Source organism: Vibrio sp. D420a (assembly GCF_030248625.1).
In the GTDB taxonomy this organism is placed as follows: Bacteria; Pseudomonadota; Gammaproteobacteria; order Enterobacterales; family Vibrionaceae; genus Vibrio; species Vibrio fortis_A.
In genome coordinates, this window is sequence record NZ_JAHGAN010000033.1 from 21,399 (window position 1) to 36,865 (window position 15,467).

General features: G+C 44.9%; 12 protein-coding genes. 3 read left to right on the forward strand and 9 right to left on the reverse strand.

All coding sequences use genetic code 11. The annotated features are described in order from the left end of the window. Positions 1–202: 202 nt before the first annotated feature. From KI743_RS20335 to tig, 5 genes are all read right to left on the reverse strand, one after another. The gene (locus KI743_RS20335; protein WP_004736083.1) at positions 203–475 is read right to left on the reverse strand and encodes an HU family DNA-binding protein; all 273 of its coding nucleotides are present in this window, start codon (positions 473–475) and stop codon (positions 203–205) included. A 192-nt stretch (positions 476–667) separates the two neighbouring features. Then, positions 668–3,019: an endopeptidase La gene (lon, locus tag KI743_RS20340; RefSeq protein WP_032549602.1), complete on the reverse strand. Its 2,352-nt coding sequence runs from the start codon at positions 3,017–3,019 to the stop codon at positions 668–670. A gap of 132 nt (positions 3,020–3,151) precedes the next feature. Then, on the reverse strand, positions 3,152–4,432 hold the full coding sequence (clpX, locus tag KI743_RS20345; protein ID WP_032549603.1) for an ATP-dependent protease ATP-binding subunit ClpX: 1,281 nt from the start codon (positions 4,430–4,432) through the stop codon (positions 3,152–3,154). A gap of 83 nt (positions 4,433–4,515) precedes the next feature. Beyond that, positions 4,516–5,142, reverse strand: coding sequence for an ATP-dependent Clp endopeptidase proteolytic subunit ClpP (gene clpP / locus KI743_RS20350; protein ID WP_032549604.1), 627 nt, complete (start codon positions 5,140–5,142; stop codon positions 4,516–4,518). 105 nt (positions 5,143–5,247) lie between these two features. Then, positions 5,248–6,546 carry a trigger factor gene (tig, locus tag KI743_RS20355; protein ID WP_032549605.1) on the reverse strand — a complete coding sequence of 433 codons (1,299 nt, stop codon included), beginning with the start codon at positions 6,544–6,546 and terminating at the stop codon, positions 5,248–5,250. A gap of 628 nt (positions 6,547–7,174) precedes the next feature. Here tig and KI743_RS20360 point away from each other — a divergent pair. From KI743_RS20360 to KI743_RS20370, 3 genes are all read left to right on the forward strand, one after another. Further along, the gene (locus KI743_RS20360; RefSeq protein ID WP_285467948.1) at positions 7,175–8,989 is read left to right on the forward strand and encodes an ATP-binding protein; all 1,815 of its coding nucleotides are present in this window, start codon (positions 7,175–7,177) and stop codon (positions 8,987–8,989) included. A gap of 10 nt (positions 8,990–8,999) precedes the next feature. Beyond that, the gene (locus KI743_RS20365; protein WP_285467950.1) at positions 9,000–10,334 is read left to right on the forward strand and encodes a sigma-54 dependent transcriptional regulator; all 1,335 of its coding nucleotides are present in this window, start codon (positions 9,000–9,002) and stop codon (positions 10,332–10,334) included. Between the two features lie 96 nt (positions 10,335–10,430). Further along, positions 10,431–10,610 carry a hypothetical protein gene (locus KI743_RS20370; RefSeq protein ID WP_150872857.1) on the forward strand — a complete coding sequence of 60 codons (180 nt, stop codon included), beginning with the start codon at positions 10,431–10,433 and terminating at the stop codon, positions 10,608–10,610. Positions 10,611–10,652: 42 nt separating this feature from the next. Here the strand turns inward: KI743_RS20370 and KI743_RS20375 are convergent, their stop codons facing one another. The 4 genes from KI743_RS20375 to KI743_RS20390 all read right to left on the reverse strand — a co-directional run bounded on the left by KI743_RS20375 (position 10,653) and on the right by KI743_RS20390 (position 15,364). Further along, complete coding sequence (locus tag KI743_RS20375) at positions 10,653–12,014, reverse strand: TRAP transporter large permease (RefSeq protein ID WP_032549610.1); 1,362 nt, start codon at positions 12,012–12,014, stop codon at positions 10,653–10,655. 2 nt (positions 12,015–12,016) lie between these two features. Next, positions 12,017–12,751, reverse strand: coding sequence for a TRAP transporter small permease (locus KI743_RS20380; RefSeq protein WP_032549611.1), 735 nt, complete (start codon positions 12,749–12,751; stop codon positions 12,017–12,019). A gap of 66 nt (positions 12,752–12,817) precedes the next feature. After that, positions 12,818–13,813 (reverse strand): TRAP transporter substrate-binding protein, encoded by a 996-nt coding sequence (locus KI743_RS20385; RefSeq protein ID WP_032549613.1) that lies wholly within the window; start codon positions 13,811–13,813, stop codon positions 12,818–12,820. A 396-nt stretch (positions 13,814–14,209) separates the two neighbouring features. Next, positions 14,210–15,364, reverse strand: coding sequence for a S8 family serine peptidase (locus tag KI743_RS20390; RefSeq protein ID WP_239918145.1), 1,155 nt, complete (start codon positions 15,362–15,364; stop codon positions 14,210–14,212). Positions 15,365–15,467 lie beyond the last annotated feature (103 nt).

Genomic DNA, 15,467 nt, shown 5'->3' on the forward strand with positions numbered 1-15,467 from the left:
CCGGATATGAAGCATGGGCTTCAACATAAAAATCTTATTCACGCGATATTATCAGAAAAAGAAATGCGCATCAGTAGGATGCGCATAATTTAAATTAGTTCAATGTGCTTTGCACAATAACTGTTTAAGAATGAAACATCATTTTTCAAACAGCTAACGCATCTTGCTACCTTGGCTTAATGAGTGCCTAGGTACCGCAATATTAGTTACATGCGTCTTTTAGTGCTTTACCAGCTTTAAAGCCAGGTACTTTTGCTTCTGCAATTTGGATTTCTTCACCAGTCTTAGGGTTACGACCTGTGCGAGCTGCACGAGTACGAACACTGAAAGTACCAAAACCAACAAGTGCTACTTGGTCACCTGATTGAAGTGTTGTGCCAACTGCTTCGATGAATGCGTCTAGAGCGCGGCCAGCTGAAGCTTTAGAGATATCTGCGTTTTCTGCGATTGATTCTACTAGTTGTGTTTTATTCACTGTGTTTCCCCTCTTTGTCATCTGCGACTAATTTAGGATGACGGTACGTTCCATTTTGGTTTTAATTTAGCCGAAAGCCTTATTGCAAAAGGGCTTGCGGCTTTAGTCAATTAACTTAGCGCCCAAAAAAAACGCTGACAAGCCTTTTTAGACTCATCAGCGTAATTCTTTACTTATTTTTGCTGCGCATCACTATTTTTCAGCGACAAACTCGACCCCAGATGGATCTCGTTCTAGTGCAACTTTCAATACTTCATCAATCCACTGAACAGGAATGACTTCTAAATCAGCGATTACGTTGTCTGGAATCTCTTCCAAATCACGCTCATTGTCTTTTGGAATCAGTACTGTTTTGATGCCACCACGGTGTGCTGCAAGCAGTTTTTCTTTCAAGCCACCGATAGGGAGAACTTCACCACGAAGTGTGATTTCACCTGTCATACCCACTTCTGCTTTTACAGGATTACCTGTCAGGCTAGAAACAAGTGCAGTACACATTGCGATACCCGCACTTGGGCCATCTTTTGGTGTTGCACCTTCAGGTACGTGAACGTGGATATCACGCTTCTCGTAGAAATCCGAGTTAATACCCAGTTTTTCAGCACGAGAGCGAACTACGGTCATCGCAGCTTGAATCGACTCTTTCATCACATCACCAAGAGAACCGGTTTGCGTTAGCTTACCTTTACCTGGCATTGCTTCAGTTTCGATCGTGAGCAGGTCACCACCGACTTGAGTCCACGCTAGGCCCGTTACTTGACCAATACGGTTGCTCTCGTCAGCTTTACCGAAGTCATGACGTTGAACACCTAGGTACTCTTTTAGGTTATCCATCGTAACAGTCACAGACTTAAGATCACTGTCTAGCAGGATGTTTTTAACCGCTTTACGACAGATCTTAGAAATCTCACGCTCTAAACTACGTACACCCGCTTCACGTGTGTAGTAACGAATAATACCGATGATTGCAGAATCTTCGATAGTGATCTCGTTTGCCTTAAGACCGTTACGTTTTACTTGCTTATCAACAAGGTGACGCTTAGCGATGTTTAACTTCTCGTCTTCTGTGTAACCAGATAGACGAATCACTTCCATACGGTCCAGTAGTGGGCCAGGAATGTCCATTGAGTTAGACGTCGCAACGAACATAACGTCAGAAAGATCGTAATCGACTTCTAAGTAGTGATCGTTAAACGCGTTGTTTTGCTCTGGATCGAGAACTTCTAGCAGCGCTGAAGATGGGTCGCCACGCATATCAGAAGACATCTTATCGATCTCATCCAATAGGAACAGTGGGTTCTTAACGCCAACTTTAGACATCTTCTGGATTAGCTTACCCGGAAGAGAGCCGATGTAGGTACGACGGTGACCACGAATCTCAGCTTCATCACGCACGCCGCCTAGCGCCATACGCGTGTACTTACGACCTGTAGCAGCCGCGATCGAGCGACCCAACGATGTTTTACCAACACCAGGAGGACCAACAAGACAAAGGATTGGACCTTTCAGCTTGTTGATTCGGTTCTGTACCGCCAAATACTCAAGAATACGTTCTTTAACACGCTCTAGACCGTAGTGATCTTCGTTTAAGATCTCTTCTGCTTTCGCTAGATTCTTCTTAACTTTAGAACGCTTCGCCCAAGGCACGCCAACCATCCAATCGATGTAGCTACGGACAACTGTTGCTTCTGCCGACATTGGCGACATCATCTTCAGTTTTTGTAGCTCTTGCTCGGTTTTTTCACGCGCTTCTTGAGGCATTTTCGACTCTTCGATCTTCTTCTTCAGAGTCTCGAATTCGTCTGGAGCATCGTCCATCTCGCCTAGTTCTTTCTGAATCGCTTTCATTTGCTCATTCAGGTAGTACTCACGCTGAGATTTTTCCATCTGCTTCTTAACACGACCACGGATGCGTTTTTCTACCTGCAGGATATCAATTTCTGATTCCATTTGGCCCATCAGGAACTCTAGACGCTCAGTCACATCTAGAATCTCTAGTACGTGCTGTTTGTCTACCAGTTTAAGTGGCATGTGTGCTGCGATGGTATCCGCTAGACGAGCGGCTTCATCAATCCCATTCAGAGACGTTAGTACCTCTGGTGGAATCTTTTTGTTTAGCTTAATAAAGCCTTCGAATTGATTGATCGCGCTGCGAACAACCACTTCTTGTTCTTTTTCGTCAAGTTCTGAGGTGACAACGTATTCTGCATCTGCAAGGAAGAATTCACTTTCTTTGAATTGGTGAATTTTCGCACGCTGCTGACCTTCAACAAGCACTTTAACTGTGCCGTCAGGTAGCTTTAAAAGCTGAAGAATCGTAGCAACGGTACCTACTTCGAATAGGTCGTCGATTGAAGGCTCATCAGTATCCGCTTCTTTCTGCGCCACTAGTAGCACTTGTTTGTTAGCTTCCATTGCCGATTCTAGGCAAGTAATCGATTTTTCACGACCAACAAACAGTGGGATAACCATGTGTGGGTAAACCACTACATCACGTAGAGGCAGCACGGGGATCTCGATACGCTCGGAACGTTCCAAGTTCATATATTTCTCTCTTCCGCTTTAACTTATAAAGCAGTATATGGGGCTTAAACGACTGGATTCAATGGAAGAATAAAAAAAAGGAGGTAATTGCTTACCTCCTTTTGGAATTTGAGTCACTAGTCTAAAAAAGACCTACTCTGCTACTGCCGCTTGGTTCTCTGAATTGCTGTAGATTAGAAGAGGTTCAGACTCTCCGTTAATCACAGACTCATCAATCACAACCTTGCTCACATCAGTAGATGATGGCAGTTCGTACATCGTTTCTAGTAGCACACCTTCTAAGATAGAACGTAGACCACGAGCACCTGTTTTACGGCTCATTGCTTTCTTAGCAATTGCGCGCAGTGCGTCTTCACGGAACTCAAGCTCAGTGTCTTCTAGCTCGAATAACGCAGCATACTGTTTAGTCAGTGCGTTCTTCGGCTCACATAGAATTTGAATTAGCGCTTCTTCGTCTAGTTCTGTCAGTGTGGTTGTCACCGGTAGACGACCAATGAATTCTGGAATTAGACCGTACTTCACTAGATCTTCAGGTTCAACTTGAGTGAATAGCTCACCGATTGTTTTAGTTTCATCTTTTGAACGCACTTCTGCGCCAAAGCCGATACCAGAACCTGTTTCTACACGTTGTTCAATCACTTTATCTAAGCCGGCAAATGCACCGCCACAGATAAACAGGATCTTAGATGTATCCACTTGCAAGAACTCTTGCTGTGGATGCTTACGACCACCTTGAGGCGGTACTGAAGCGACTGTGCCTTCTACAAGTTTTAGAAGTGCTTGCTGTACACCTTCACCAGACACGTCACGCGTGATTGATGGGTTTTCAGCCTTACGAGAAATCTTGTCGATTTCATCGATGTAAACAATGCCGCGTTCCGCTTTCGCTACGTCGTAATCACATTTCTGTAGCAGTTTTTGAATGATGTTTTCTACATCTTCACCCACGTAACCTGCTTCGGTTAGTGTGGTTGCATCTGCCATAGTAAATGGAACGTCTAGGAAACGAGCCAATGTTTCAGCAAGTAGTGTTTTACCACTACCAGTAGGACCGATAAGAAGAATGTTACTCTTACCTAGCTCTACGCCTTCAGCTGTTGTATCACCATTACGTAAACGCTTGTAGTGGTTATATACTGCAACTGCTAGCACTTTCTTCGCGTACTCTTGACCGATTACATAGTCATCAAGGTGCTCTCGAATCTCACGAGGCGTTGGTAACGCTTCGGACTCTTTCTTTGGAAGAACATCTTTAATTTCTTCACGAATAATGTCGTTACAAAGGTCGACACATTCGTCACAAATGTAAACAGAAGGGCCTGCGATTAACTTGCGAACTTCGTGCTGGCTTTTGCCACAGAAAGAGCAGTAAAGCAGTTTACCGCTACCACCCTCTTTGCTTTTATCTGTCATTCGCTAACCTCTTAGCCTTTACTCTCTATGATTTGAGTGTATATCAATTTGCATCAATTTGCGTTAAACAATTGCCTGTGCAATTACTCACCGCGATGATTCAGAACTGAATCCACCAAACCGTACTCTACAGCTTGTTCTGCAGACATGAAGTTGTCACGATCAGTATCACGCTCAACGATTTCTAGAGGCTGGCCTGTGTGCTCTGCCAATAGTTTGTTTAGCTTCTGTTTGATCGTTAGGATCTCTTGCGCGTGGATTTGAATATCAGACGCTTGGCCTTGGAAGCCGCCAAGTGGCTGGTGAATCATTACACGAGAATTTGGAAGCACATGACGCTTACCTGGCTCACCACCAGCAAGTAAGAATGCACCCATCGAGCAAGCTTGACCCATACATACTGTGCTCACGTTTGGCTTAATGAACTGCATTGTGTCGTAGATAGACATACCCGCTGTTACGCTGCCGCCAGGTGAGTTGATGTATAGATAGATATCTTTGTCTGGGTTTTCTGATTCCAAGAAAAGCAGTTGAGCCACGACAAGATTTGCCATGTGGTCTTCCACTTGACCGGTTAAGAAAATGATTCGTTCTTTTAAAAGACGAGAATAGATATCGTAAGAACGTTCACCACGGGAAGTTTGTTCAACCACCATTGGAACTAGTGCGTCCATAATCGATGGCATTGTATTTTTTTCTTGGTAGCTCATATTCTTATGTCCCTAAAATAAATGGCCCGAATGATTAAATCATACGGACCATTGTTAGCAGAATTGTCGACCGTACGTCAACCTTCTACGTCAGATATTACTATATTAAGCAGGTTGCTGATTCATTAGCTCGTTGAAGCTAACTTCTTTCTCAGAAACTTGAGCTTTAGCGATGATTGCATCAATAGCTTGCTCTTCTAGAGCAACGTTGCGCATGTTGTTCATCATTTGCTCGTTTTGCTCGTAGTAAGCAATAACTTCAGATGGATCTTCGTATGCAGTAGCCATCTCTTCGATGATTGCTTTTACTTTCTCATCGTCAGCTTTTAGCTCTTCAGACTTGATTACTTCACCAAGTAGAAGGCCAACAACTACGCGACGTTTAGCTTGCTCTTCGAACAGCTCACGTGGAAGTTGGTCAGCAGCTTCAGTGTTGCCACCGAAACGTTGAGCAGCTTGTTGACGTAGAGTACCGATCTCTTGGTCGATAAGTGCAGCTGGAACGTCGATGTCGTTTTCTTTAACTAGACCGTCGATAGCTTGCTCTTTGATGCGGTTCTTAACAGCTTGCTTAAGCTCACGCTCCATGTTCTTACGAACTTCAGCTTTAAGACCTTCAACGCCGTCAGTCGCGCCGAACTTAGCAACGAATTCTTCGTTTAGTTCTGGAAGTTCACGAGCTTCAACTTTGTTTACTTTGATTGCAAACTTAGCTGCTTTACCTTTTAGGTTTTCAGCGTGGTAATCTTCTGGGAAGTTTACGTCGATTTCGAATTCCATGCCTTTAGTTTTGCCAACGATGCCGTCTTCAAAACCAGGGATCATGCGACCAGCACCCATCTCTAGTGGGAAGTTCTCAGCTTTACCGCCTTCGAACTCTTCACCGTCGATAGAACCAACGAAATCGATAGTTGCACGAGAACCTTCTTCTACAGCTGCATCAACTTCAGTCCAAGTTGCTTGTTGCTTACGTAGAGTTTCGATCATCTCTTCAACGTCAGCTTCTTTAACTTCTACTGCTGGTTTCTCAACAGAGATGTTCTCAAGACCTTTCAGCTCAACTTCTGGGTAAACTTCAAAAGTTGCGTTGAATACTAGATCTTCGCCTTCTTTGTTTTCTACTGGTGCGAAAGTTGGTGCGCCAGCTGGGTTGATCTTCTCTTTAACGATCGCTTCGATGAAGTGGCGTTGCATTACTTCGCCCATCACGTCTTGACGTACTGCTTTGCCGTACATTTTAGCAACCATCTTCATTGGCACTTTGCCTTTACGGAAACCATCGAAACGACGGTTTTTCGCGATGTTGCGTAGTTCAGCTGTAACTGCATCTTCGATGTTAGCAGCAGGAACAGTAATATTAAGACGGCGCTCTAGGCCTTCTAGCGTTTCAACAGTAACTTGCATTATATAAAACCTCAAAACTGGCTCAGATAATCTGAGCATATGAGCCGTAACGTGCATTCCTTGGGAACGCGTGTTGTTGGCTGCATCCTTGTGTAGTGCTCTATCCGAACACCTAATTTAAAATTGAGCATTGATGCCTGAGTGATCATTCAATCAAACACCAGACTAATCAGCGATATCTTTTTTCTATGTTCTTCAGCGAAGTTCATAGCCTGTTTTACAACAAGGAAAGGTATCTCCGATTAGCCTCAGGACAGAAATTTTAGACGCGACATTCTAGCGATCTGTTTAATCTCTGTCGAGCCAATCACCTCAGCTTGATGATGAATGCTCTAAATTCGTCCGCCTGAGAGGGTCATATTCAATCAAAACACCACTCGACACATCGGAAATGGGGACAATAGCGGCTTTTTCAAGGGAATCGAGGGCTTTTTTTCCGAAAAAGCTTAAAAAGAGATCTTGCTCTTGTTTTACCCCTCAGAGTCGATAACTTTTTCAACAATCTGCGTTACAAAGCCTTAACCTATAACTATCTGTCAGCCCTCATTTTTTGAACTTTTTATGACACTTTGAGCGTTTCAGGCACATGACACGCTTTTCTACACCGTAATACACAGCGAGATCTCTTATGTTTCAACCTTCCCGCCTACCCATTTTGCTGCTCATCACCTATGGGTTGCTGATGATTCTCGGCGGTCACTGGGTGTGGAAAATAAGTCATCAAAGTTTGCTCGAAGATCACCAATCAAAGCTTGACCGTTTCTCGGTACATATCGCCAGTCAACTAGATAAATTCGCACACATTCCAGAACTGCTTTCTAAAGACAAAGAGTTAATCGATGCACTGCACGCTCCTGATAACTCTGCACAGATAGAACTTACCAATCGCTACCTGGCACATGTGAATCAGGTAATACAAGCCTCTGACACCTATTTGCTCGACCATATTGGTACCACGATTGCGGCCAGCAACTGGAATCAAAGCCACTCATTTGTTGGTCGTAACTTTGCTTTCCGGCCTTATTTTCAGCACGCTTTTAGCGGCAAAGAGAATCAATATTTCGCCCTAGGGTCGACTTCTGGAAAGCGCGGTTATTACTACTCTTACCCTGTCTCCTATGCGGCCGAAATCATCGGTGTAATCGTCGTAAAGATGGACCTATCACTGATTGAAGCAAGCTGGAAAGGCAAACAGAGTTACTTCGTTGCTGATGACAAAGACCATGTGGTGTTTATGTCGAGTAACCCCGACTGGCTATTTAAAAGCTTGCAACCATTGGACGATGCGCGTAAACGTGAGATCCAAGAGGGAAGACAGTTCCTTGATACCAACATTGAGAGCCTGAACTTCAACGGCGACCTTGACTCATCCACCAGCACGATTCAATCTCTTCATCCTCTGGTTCATGAGCAGTTTTTTGTCTCTTCACGCTTTATTGAACAACCGAGATTAACGGTCAGGGTACTCTCTCCTACTCATTTAGTGTGGTGGGATCTGATCTCTTATCTGGTGGTACTGAGCCTAGTTTTTGCCATCATCTATCTTGCCCTACAGCTCAACCTAAACCGTATCCATCGTCGAGTGCAGATTGATAGGCTGCAATCTGAAGCCAAACAGAAGCTCGAGTTTCTGGTGTTAGAGAGAACATCAGAATTACACGCAGAGGTTTTGCAACGCACCGAAACTGAAAAGGTATTGCGACAGACACAAGATGAGTTAATCCAAGCCGCGAAACTGGCGGTTTTGGGGCAGATGTCCGCAAGCATCAGTCACGAGTTAAACAATCCGCTAGCTGCGATTCGCAGTTACGCCGATAACGGGCGTCTATTTTTAGCCAAAGAAAAGTTCGAACGTGTTGATGACAATTTATCACGTATCTCATCACTGACTGACCGCATGGCCAAGATCAGTCATCAACTTCGATCATTTGCCAAGAAATCAAACGCGGAAGACCTATCGCAATTGCAACTGCTTCCCTTGCTTCACTCCTCTATCGAGTTAATGAAACCTCAATTAAAGGCAGAAAGAGTGGTGATATCCCCCCTTCCGGACAAGCTAGATGCGGTCATTCAAGCCAATGCTATCCAGCTTGAGCAAGTGATCATTAACCTTATCACCAATGGTATGCAGGCCATGGAAGGACAAGAGACCAAGCAACTTAATCTCGAGTTCGAATACCATACCAATGCCAACTCAGAGCAATGTATTCAGATACATATTGACGATAACGGCCCCGGCTTTGCGCATGACACGCCGCAACAGTTTTTTGAACCATTTCATACCACCAAGAAGAATGGTTTAGGACTTGGGCTATCAATCTCACAACAGATTATAAGAGGCATAAATGGCGAACTCACCCACGCCAAAAGCCCATTAGGCGGAGCAAGATTTACTATCTGTCTGCCGTTAATTACAGAACAACAAAATAACAATAACGATTAAAGGAACCATTATGTGCCATGTCTATTTCATTGATGATGAGCCAGATCTGCGGCTAGCCAGTGAACAGAGCTTTGAACTGGCAGACATTGATGCTCAGTTCTTCCCTGACGCAGAGTCAGCGTTGATTGCTATCCAAGAGCATGGACTGCCTCATGTGATCATCACTGATATCTGTCTTCCGGGGTTATCTGGCCATGACCTGCTGAATACCGTCATCCACAAGGATAAAGAGCTACCGGTGATCATGATTACCGGGCACGGCGACATCTCAATGGCGGTAAAATCAATTCATGATGGCGCTTATGACTTTATCGAGAAGCCATTTGCCAATGAAAGGCTGATTGAGACCACTAAGAGAGCCATCGAGAAGCGTCAATTGATCCTCGAAAACCGCGAGCTCAAACAGTCACTTAAAGCTAGCCAAACCCTCGGCCCGCGCATCATCGGCGACACACCAGTTATTCAAGAGCTGCGTTCGACCATTACTCATGTTGCTGACACCAGCGCCGATATCTTACTGTTTGGTGAAACGGGAACGGGTAAAGAGTTAGTGGCGCGCTCGCTTCACGAACAGAGCAGTCGACGTGAACAGAATTTCGTCGCAGTTAACTGTGGTGCGGTACCAGAGAACTTGATTGAGAGTGAACTCTACGGTCATGAAAAAGGCGCCTTTACTGGAGCGGAAACCAAGAGGATCGGTAAGTTTGAGCATGCCCAAGGCGGTACCCTATTTCTAGACGAGATTGAATCCATGCCAATGCAGGCGCAGATTCGTCTATTGAGAGTTCTTCAAGAGCGCGTTATCGAGCGTATTGGCTCTAACCAACTACAGCCCTTGGATATTCGCGTCATCGCAGCCACTAAAGTCGACCTCAAAAAAGCCGCTGCAGAAGGCACATTTAGACAAGATCTCTACTATCGCCTCAATGTCGTTACAATCGATTTACCACCACTACGCAGTCGCAAAGAAGACATTGCCGCCCTTTTCCACCACTTTCTATTGGTTGCTGCGGCACGTTATGGCAAAACCGCACAAGCACTACCAAGTAGCGACCTGCACAAGTTAATGGCTCATGATTGGCCTGGCAATGTACGAGAGCTTAGAAACACCGCAGAGCGTTTTATTCTGTTGGGCAAACTGGCGCAACTGGGGGATGTTGTTGAGCAAGAGGTATGCTCGAGTTTGGCTGATCAAGTAGCAAGCTTTGAAAAGTCAGTGATTGAGCAAGCTTTGATCGACAACGAAGGCAGCATCAAGCTAACAATGGAGCTACTTAACGTGCCGAGAAAAACTCTGTACGACAAGATGCAGCGCTACCAAATCGACAAAGACGATTATAAGTAAACTCTATCTGTTAGTTTTGGTTCTAAGTTGGCAGAGACGCATGCACTCAGCCATACTCTCAATATCCGAATTAACAGAAGCAATTCTAATCGCACCATGAACGAGAAAACAACAGTTCCTGCCATATCTGATACCGTTTTGATCGACGGGCATTACGAAGAAGAAAAGCGTTCAGGGCGAGAACGACGCAAAGGTAATGCTCGTTGGAAAGGTTACGACAGAAGAAACAGAGTCACTCGTCGTCATCCAGGTAAAAAAATAGATGAAGAGGTTTAACTCTTCATCTATTCGTTAAGGATAACGTTGTACTCAATCGTATTACTTAGTGATGATTTCCGGTCCCATTAGGGTAGTCGGTAGCCATGTTGATACCCATGGCACGTAAGTAACGATTATCAAGAACAGGAACATTACGCCAACCCACGGCAGTGCCGCTTTCACCACGTTCATCATCGACATCTTGGCAACCCCTGCGGTCACAAACAAGTTGAGCCCCACTGGTGGCGTTATCATCCCTATCTCCATGTTCACCACCATCATGATACCTAGGTGGATTGGGTCAATACCCAGTGCAATTGCAATTGGGAAAACCAGCGGCGCAACAATGATCAACAGACCAGATGGCTCCATGAACTGACCACCAATCAATAGCAGTACGTTAACCACAATCAAGAAGGTAATTGGACCAAGGCCTGCCGATAGCATCGACTCGGTGATCATTTGTGGAATGCGTTCTTCTGTTAGTACGTGCTTAAGAATCAATGCATTAGCAATGATAAACAACAGCATAATGGTCAGCTTACCGGCATCGTACAAAGTATCTTTGGTGTCTTTGTGGACGAAGGTTTGTAGTGCTTTCACTAGCATCGGCTTTTTGTTTTCTTTGTCAGCGAATGGCCCCATGTCTTTATAGACAAAGTTCGCGATAAAGAAAGCATACACCGCAGCCACTGCTGCCGCTTCTGTTGGTGTAAAGATACCACCGTAAATACCACCAAGGATGATTACGATAAGCAACAAGCCCCAACTCGCGTCTTTCGCAGCATCAAACATTTCACCCCAACCAACAAATGGTTGTGCTGGGATCTTTTTGATACGAGCAGCAATGTAGATAGCGATCATCAGCATCACGCCAGCCAGTAGCCCCGGAATCACACCACCCAGGAACATACGACCAACAGACACGTCTGTTGCTGCGGCATAAACGACCATTACGATAGATGGCGGGATCAGAATACCCAAAGTACCCGCATTACAGATAACACCTGCCGCGAACTCTTTTGAGTAGCCATTTTTCACCATACCGGCAATTACGATACTACCAATCGCTACTACGGTCGCAGGAGACGAACCAGACAGTGCCGCAAACATCATACACGCTACAACAGACGCCATTGCCAGACCGCCGCGGAACCAACCTACCATTGCGATTGCAAAACGGATAATTCGCTTTGCTACACCGCCCGTAGACATAAAGCTAGACGCTAAAATGAAGAACGGGATTGCTAACAAAGTGTAGTGACCCGCAAACGCGTTAAACAGGGTTTGCGCCACTGAAGCAAGTGACGCGTCTGAGTGCATCAACAAAAACAGAATACTGGATAAACCCAGCGAGATAGCAATCGGCACGCCCACCAGCATGAAAGCGATTACCATCAAGAATAGAAATAACATCGCCATGATTAGTCGTCCTTGCTTTTCGATTGTTGATTAGATGGCTTTGAGTCTTCCGTTTTCACGGAGTTTTGCGAATCCAAAATCGCTGTTGCGTCTTCGTCACTTCCCGCTTCGACTTGTGCTTTAAGCGCATCAAGATCTTCTTCCGCTTCGTGACCTGCGATCATGCGATCAATCTTGCCTGTCGCGACTTGATAAGCGATCTGTGCAAAACGGAATGTAAGAAGTGCCATACCAATCGGTAGTGCCATGTAAGGAATGAATCGAGGCAGTTTTTCGTAGCGCTCGCCCTCATTGAGCCAATCAGCTAAGAACTGCAGCATCTCTGGCATTGGAATATCGTCGGTTTCGTACCATGCGCGATCGGTCGCGAATGGGTACCAGTAGTTCCAAGAACCAATCAAAAGAAGGATAGAGAACGCAAGGCAACAAGTGACAGCAATCAAGGCATACACTTTTCTAAGTTTCTCTGGTGCTAGGTTGATAACCACATCAACCCCGATGTGGAAGTGTTTTTTAACGCCGTAAGAAGCGCCAACCAACACCATCCACGCAAACATGAATACGGTGAGTTCCAATGCCCATAAAATGTTGTCATTGAACGCGTATCGAAATACCACGTTCGCAAAAGTTAATAGGGTCATTGCACCCAGAAAGAAGGCTATTAAAGACTCTTCAATTAAATCGGTGACTCTTCCGACTTTGGAAAATAAAGACTGTTCCATTTGAGACTGTTCCATAAAATGCTCCGCTTATAATTGTTTTAATAGAGGGCGGCGGTAGGGAGCCGCCACCCAATAGCGGTATTACTGGTTAGAAGCCAGTGCAGCTTCGATTAGATCAGAGCCGATGTCTTTCTCAAACTTCTTCCATACTGGTTGAAGCGCTGTTACCCAAGCTTGACGCTGTTCTGGTGTCAGTGTACGAACCTCACCACCTGCTTCGATGATGTTATTCTTGTTCGCTAGGTTAACTTTTGAAGACTCAGCGTTACGTGTCTCAGAAACTTCTTTAACAATCGTGTTTAGCTGTTCACGTACGTCTTTAGGTAGGCCTTTCCAGAAGTCGTTTGACGTTACAACTAGGTAATCAAGAATACCGTGGTTGGTTTCTGTGACGCCGTCTTGTACTTCGAAGAATTTCTTACCGTATATGTTAGACCAAGTGTTCTCTTGACCGTCGATAACTTTAGTTTGCAGGCCGCCGTATACTTCTTTGAACGACATTTTCTGTGGGTTAGCACCTAACTGCTCAAACTGTGCAACCAGTACGTCAGACGCTTGTACACGGAACTTCAAACCTTCTGCATCAACAGGGCTGATAAGCGGCTTGTTCGCAGACATCTGCTTCATGCCGTTATGCCAGAACGCTAGACCTTGTAGGCCACGACGCTTCATTGCATTCTTCAGCTTTTCACCAGATTCTGAGTTTTGGAAACGGTCAACAGCGTCAACATCTTCAAACAGGAACGGAAGGTCAAAAATGCGGTATTTCTTAGTGAACTTCTCAAATTTAGACAGGGAAGGTGCCGCCATTTGAACATCACCGTTTAACAGGGCTTCCAGTACCTTGTTGTCATCATATAGCGTTGAGTTAGGGAAAACTTGCATACAAGCTTTACCGTTCATTTCCGTGTTTACTCGCTCTTCTAGTAGAGAAGCAGCAATGCCTTTCGGGTGCTTATCAGTATTTGTTACATGGCTGAATTTGATAACAATTTCGCCAGGATCACAGTTCGCAGCAGCATTAAAACTTGTGAGCGCAAGCGCAGATACAGATAGCAGGGTAAGAGGCTTAAACATTATTATTCTCCTTAGTAAACAAAGCAGCCCATCAATGGGAACTGCATGTCATCACTAAGGCAATTAACGAGCCAACTAGCTACAATTATTTAACAAGCCTTTAACCACAAGGCTTCGCGGATAATTAGATGAACCTAAAGAAAAACAAACGCATAAGTAATGGGTGGAAAATGACACATCGAATATTTGTAAATGGGTGGGAGTTGACCACTGTTTAAATGATGAGTTCGAAAACCAGAATGGACTTACAGGCTACTAAAGTAACTCTGTCGTAATGAGTGAATCATGCTCAGCACACAAGAGATTAAATCTAAAAAGAGAAAAGCGACCATAACGATCGCTTTTATCAACACTGATTCACATTATAGAGCTGGAAATACCTGTGATATTTTACTATCAGTTCATCACTGCAATTGGGTCTGGCACCCCATCAGGATCATTATTTACCGTTCCATCTGTCGATGGTAATTCACCATCACCTAACCCACTCGCTAATATGACACCGCATAAGTGAGGCGCTGCCATCGAGGTACCATTGTAAGAAACCGTTCCTCCTCCCGCTTTGGTTGATAGCACATCGACTCCCGGTTGCGCGTAATCGACATCAAAACCATAATTGGAAAAGTAAGCGAAGCTATCGTTAGTTTCGCCAAATGCTGAGATAGTAAATATGTTTGTACCGTTAGTGCTCGCAGGCGTAAAACCACTCGCGTCTTGACCAGAGTTGCCAGCCGCCAGCGAGAAAAAGACCCCTTTTGATGCGGCAGTTAGGATTGCACTCTCTAGAGCCTCAGAATAACCAGCACCACCTAAGCTCATGTTGGCACAGTCGCCGGAATTACCATAACGAGCAACATGGTCAACACCGGCTATCACACCCGACATTGTACCACTGCCACTGTTATCTAAGACCTTCACTGGGATAACCTCAACCCCTGGAGCAACACCAATAACATCAAAGCCATCATCATACGCCCCTATTGTTCCAGCGACATGTGTGCCATGGCCGTTACCATCATTGGTATTATTTTTCTTGCCGCGAGTAAAGTTTGCACCCCGTGACTCGTTAACATTCAAATCTGGATGGCCGCTATCAATACCGGAGTCGATAACCCATGCGACAACAGTGGCGTCACTCATATCAACAGTGCCACCCTTTACTCGTGTCACTCCCCAAGGCGTTTGTTGTATCGCTCTCTCTGCAGAATCTCCCCCGCCCTTATTCGGGTTACCGCCTCTCGGAAATGCATGCATCTCAATATCTTGTTCAATATATTCAATTTCGGGAAACCTATTTGTCAGTCCCTTGAGTGCTTGCTGAGGGATTTTGACTGAAAAACCTTTCAATGCATGACTGTATTGATGACCAACCACACCTTTTCCGCTCGCCACTTCACGAGCGATATCATTAGCACGAGATACCGACGTGCTTTCTTTAAGAACGACAATATAACTATCGCGCAGATCATGATTTACCACAGCCCCTACAGGAAAGGACAGAAGAGCAGCTGACATAGCCCCTGCTAGTATTTGAACTCTCATTTCCGACATCCTTGGTTTTCTATAATAATTTCCCGTAAAGCATAGACCCTAGTAATAGATTTATCAGTAATAAGTTTTGTATATTGATATAAAAACACCCCATCAAATGATG

Bases quoted from the DNA above. Each gene is read 5' to 3' on its own strand.
- tig (WP_032549605.1), bottom strand. From the start codon at position 6,546: ATGCAAGTTACTGTTGAAACGCTAGAAGGCCTAGAGCGCCGTCTTAAT.
- clpP (WP_032549604.1), bottom strand. From the start codon at position 5,142: ATGAGCTACCAAGAAAAAAATACAATGCCATCGATTATGGACGCACTA.
- KI743_RS20365 (WP_285467950.1), top strand. From the start codon at position 9,000: ATGTGCCATGTCTATTTCATTGATGATGAGCCAGATCTGCGGCTAGCC.
- KI743_RS20385 (WP_032549613.1), bottom strand. From the start codon at position 13,813: ATGTTTAAGCCTCTTACCCTGCTATCTGTATCTGCGCTTGCGCTCACA.
- KI743_RS20380 (WP_032549611.1), bottom strand. From the start codon at position 12,751: ATGGAACAGTCTCAAATGGAACAGTCTTTATTTTCCAAAGTCGGAAGA.
- KI743_RS20370 (WP_150872857.1), top strand. From the start codon at position 10,431: ATGAACGAGAAAACAACAGTTCCTGCCATATCTGATACCGTTTTGATC.
- KI743_RS20390 (WP_239918145.1), bottom strand. From the start codon at position 15,364: ATGTCGGAAATGAGAGTTCAAATACTAGCAGGGGCTATGTCAGCTGCT.
- KI743_RS20360 (WP_285467948.1), top strand. From the start codon at position 7,175: ATGTTTCAACCTTCCCGCCTACCCATTTTGCTGCTCATCACCTATGGG.
- lon (WP_032549602.1), bottom strand. From the start codon at position 3,019: ATGAACTTGGAACGTTCCGAGCGTATCGAGATCCCCGTGCTGCCTCTA.
- clpX (WP_032549603.1), bottom strand. From the start codon at position 4,432: ATGACAGATAAAAGCAAAGAGGGTGGTAGCGGTAAACTGCTTTACTGC.
- KI743_RS20375 (WP_032549610.1), bottom strand. From the start codon at position 12,014: ATGGCGATGTTATTTCTATTCTTGATGGTAATCGCTTTCATGCTGGTG.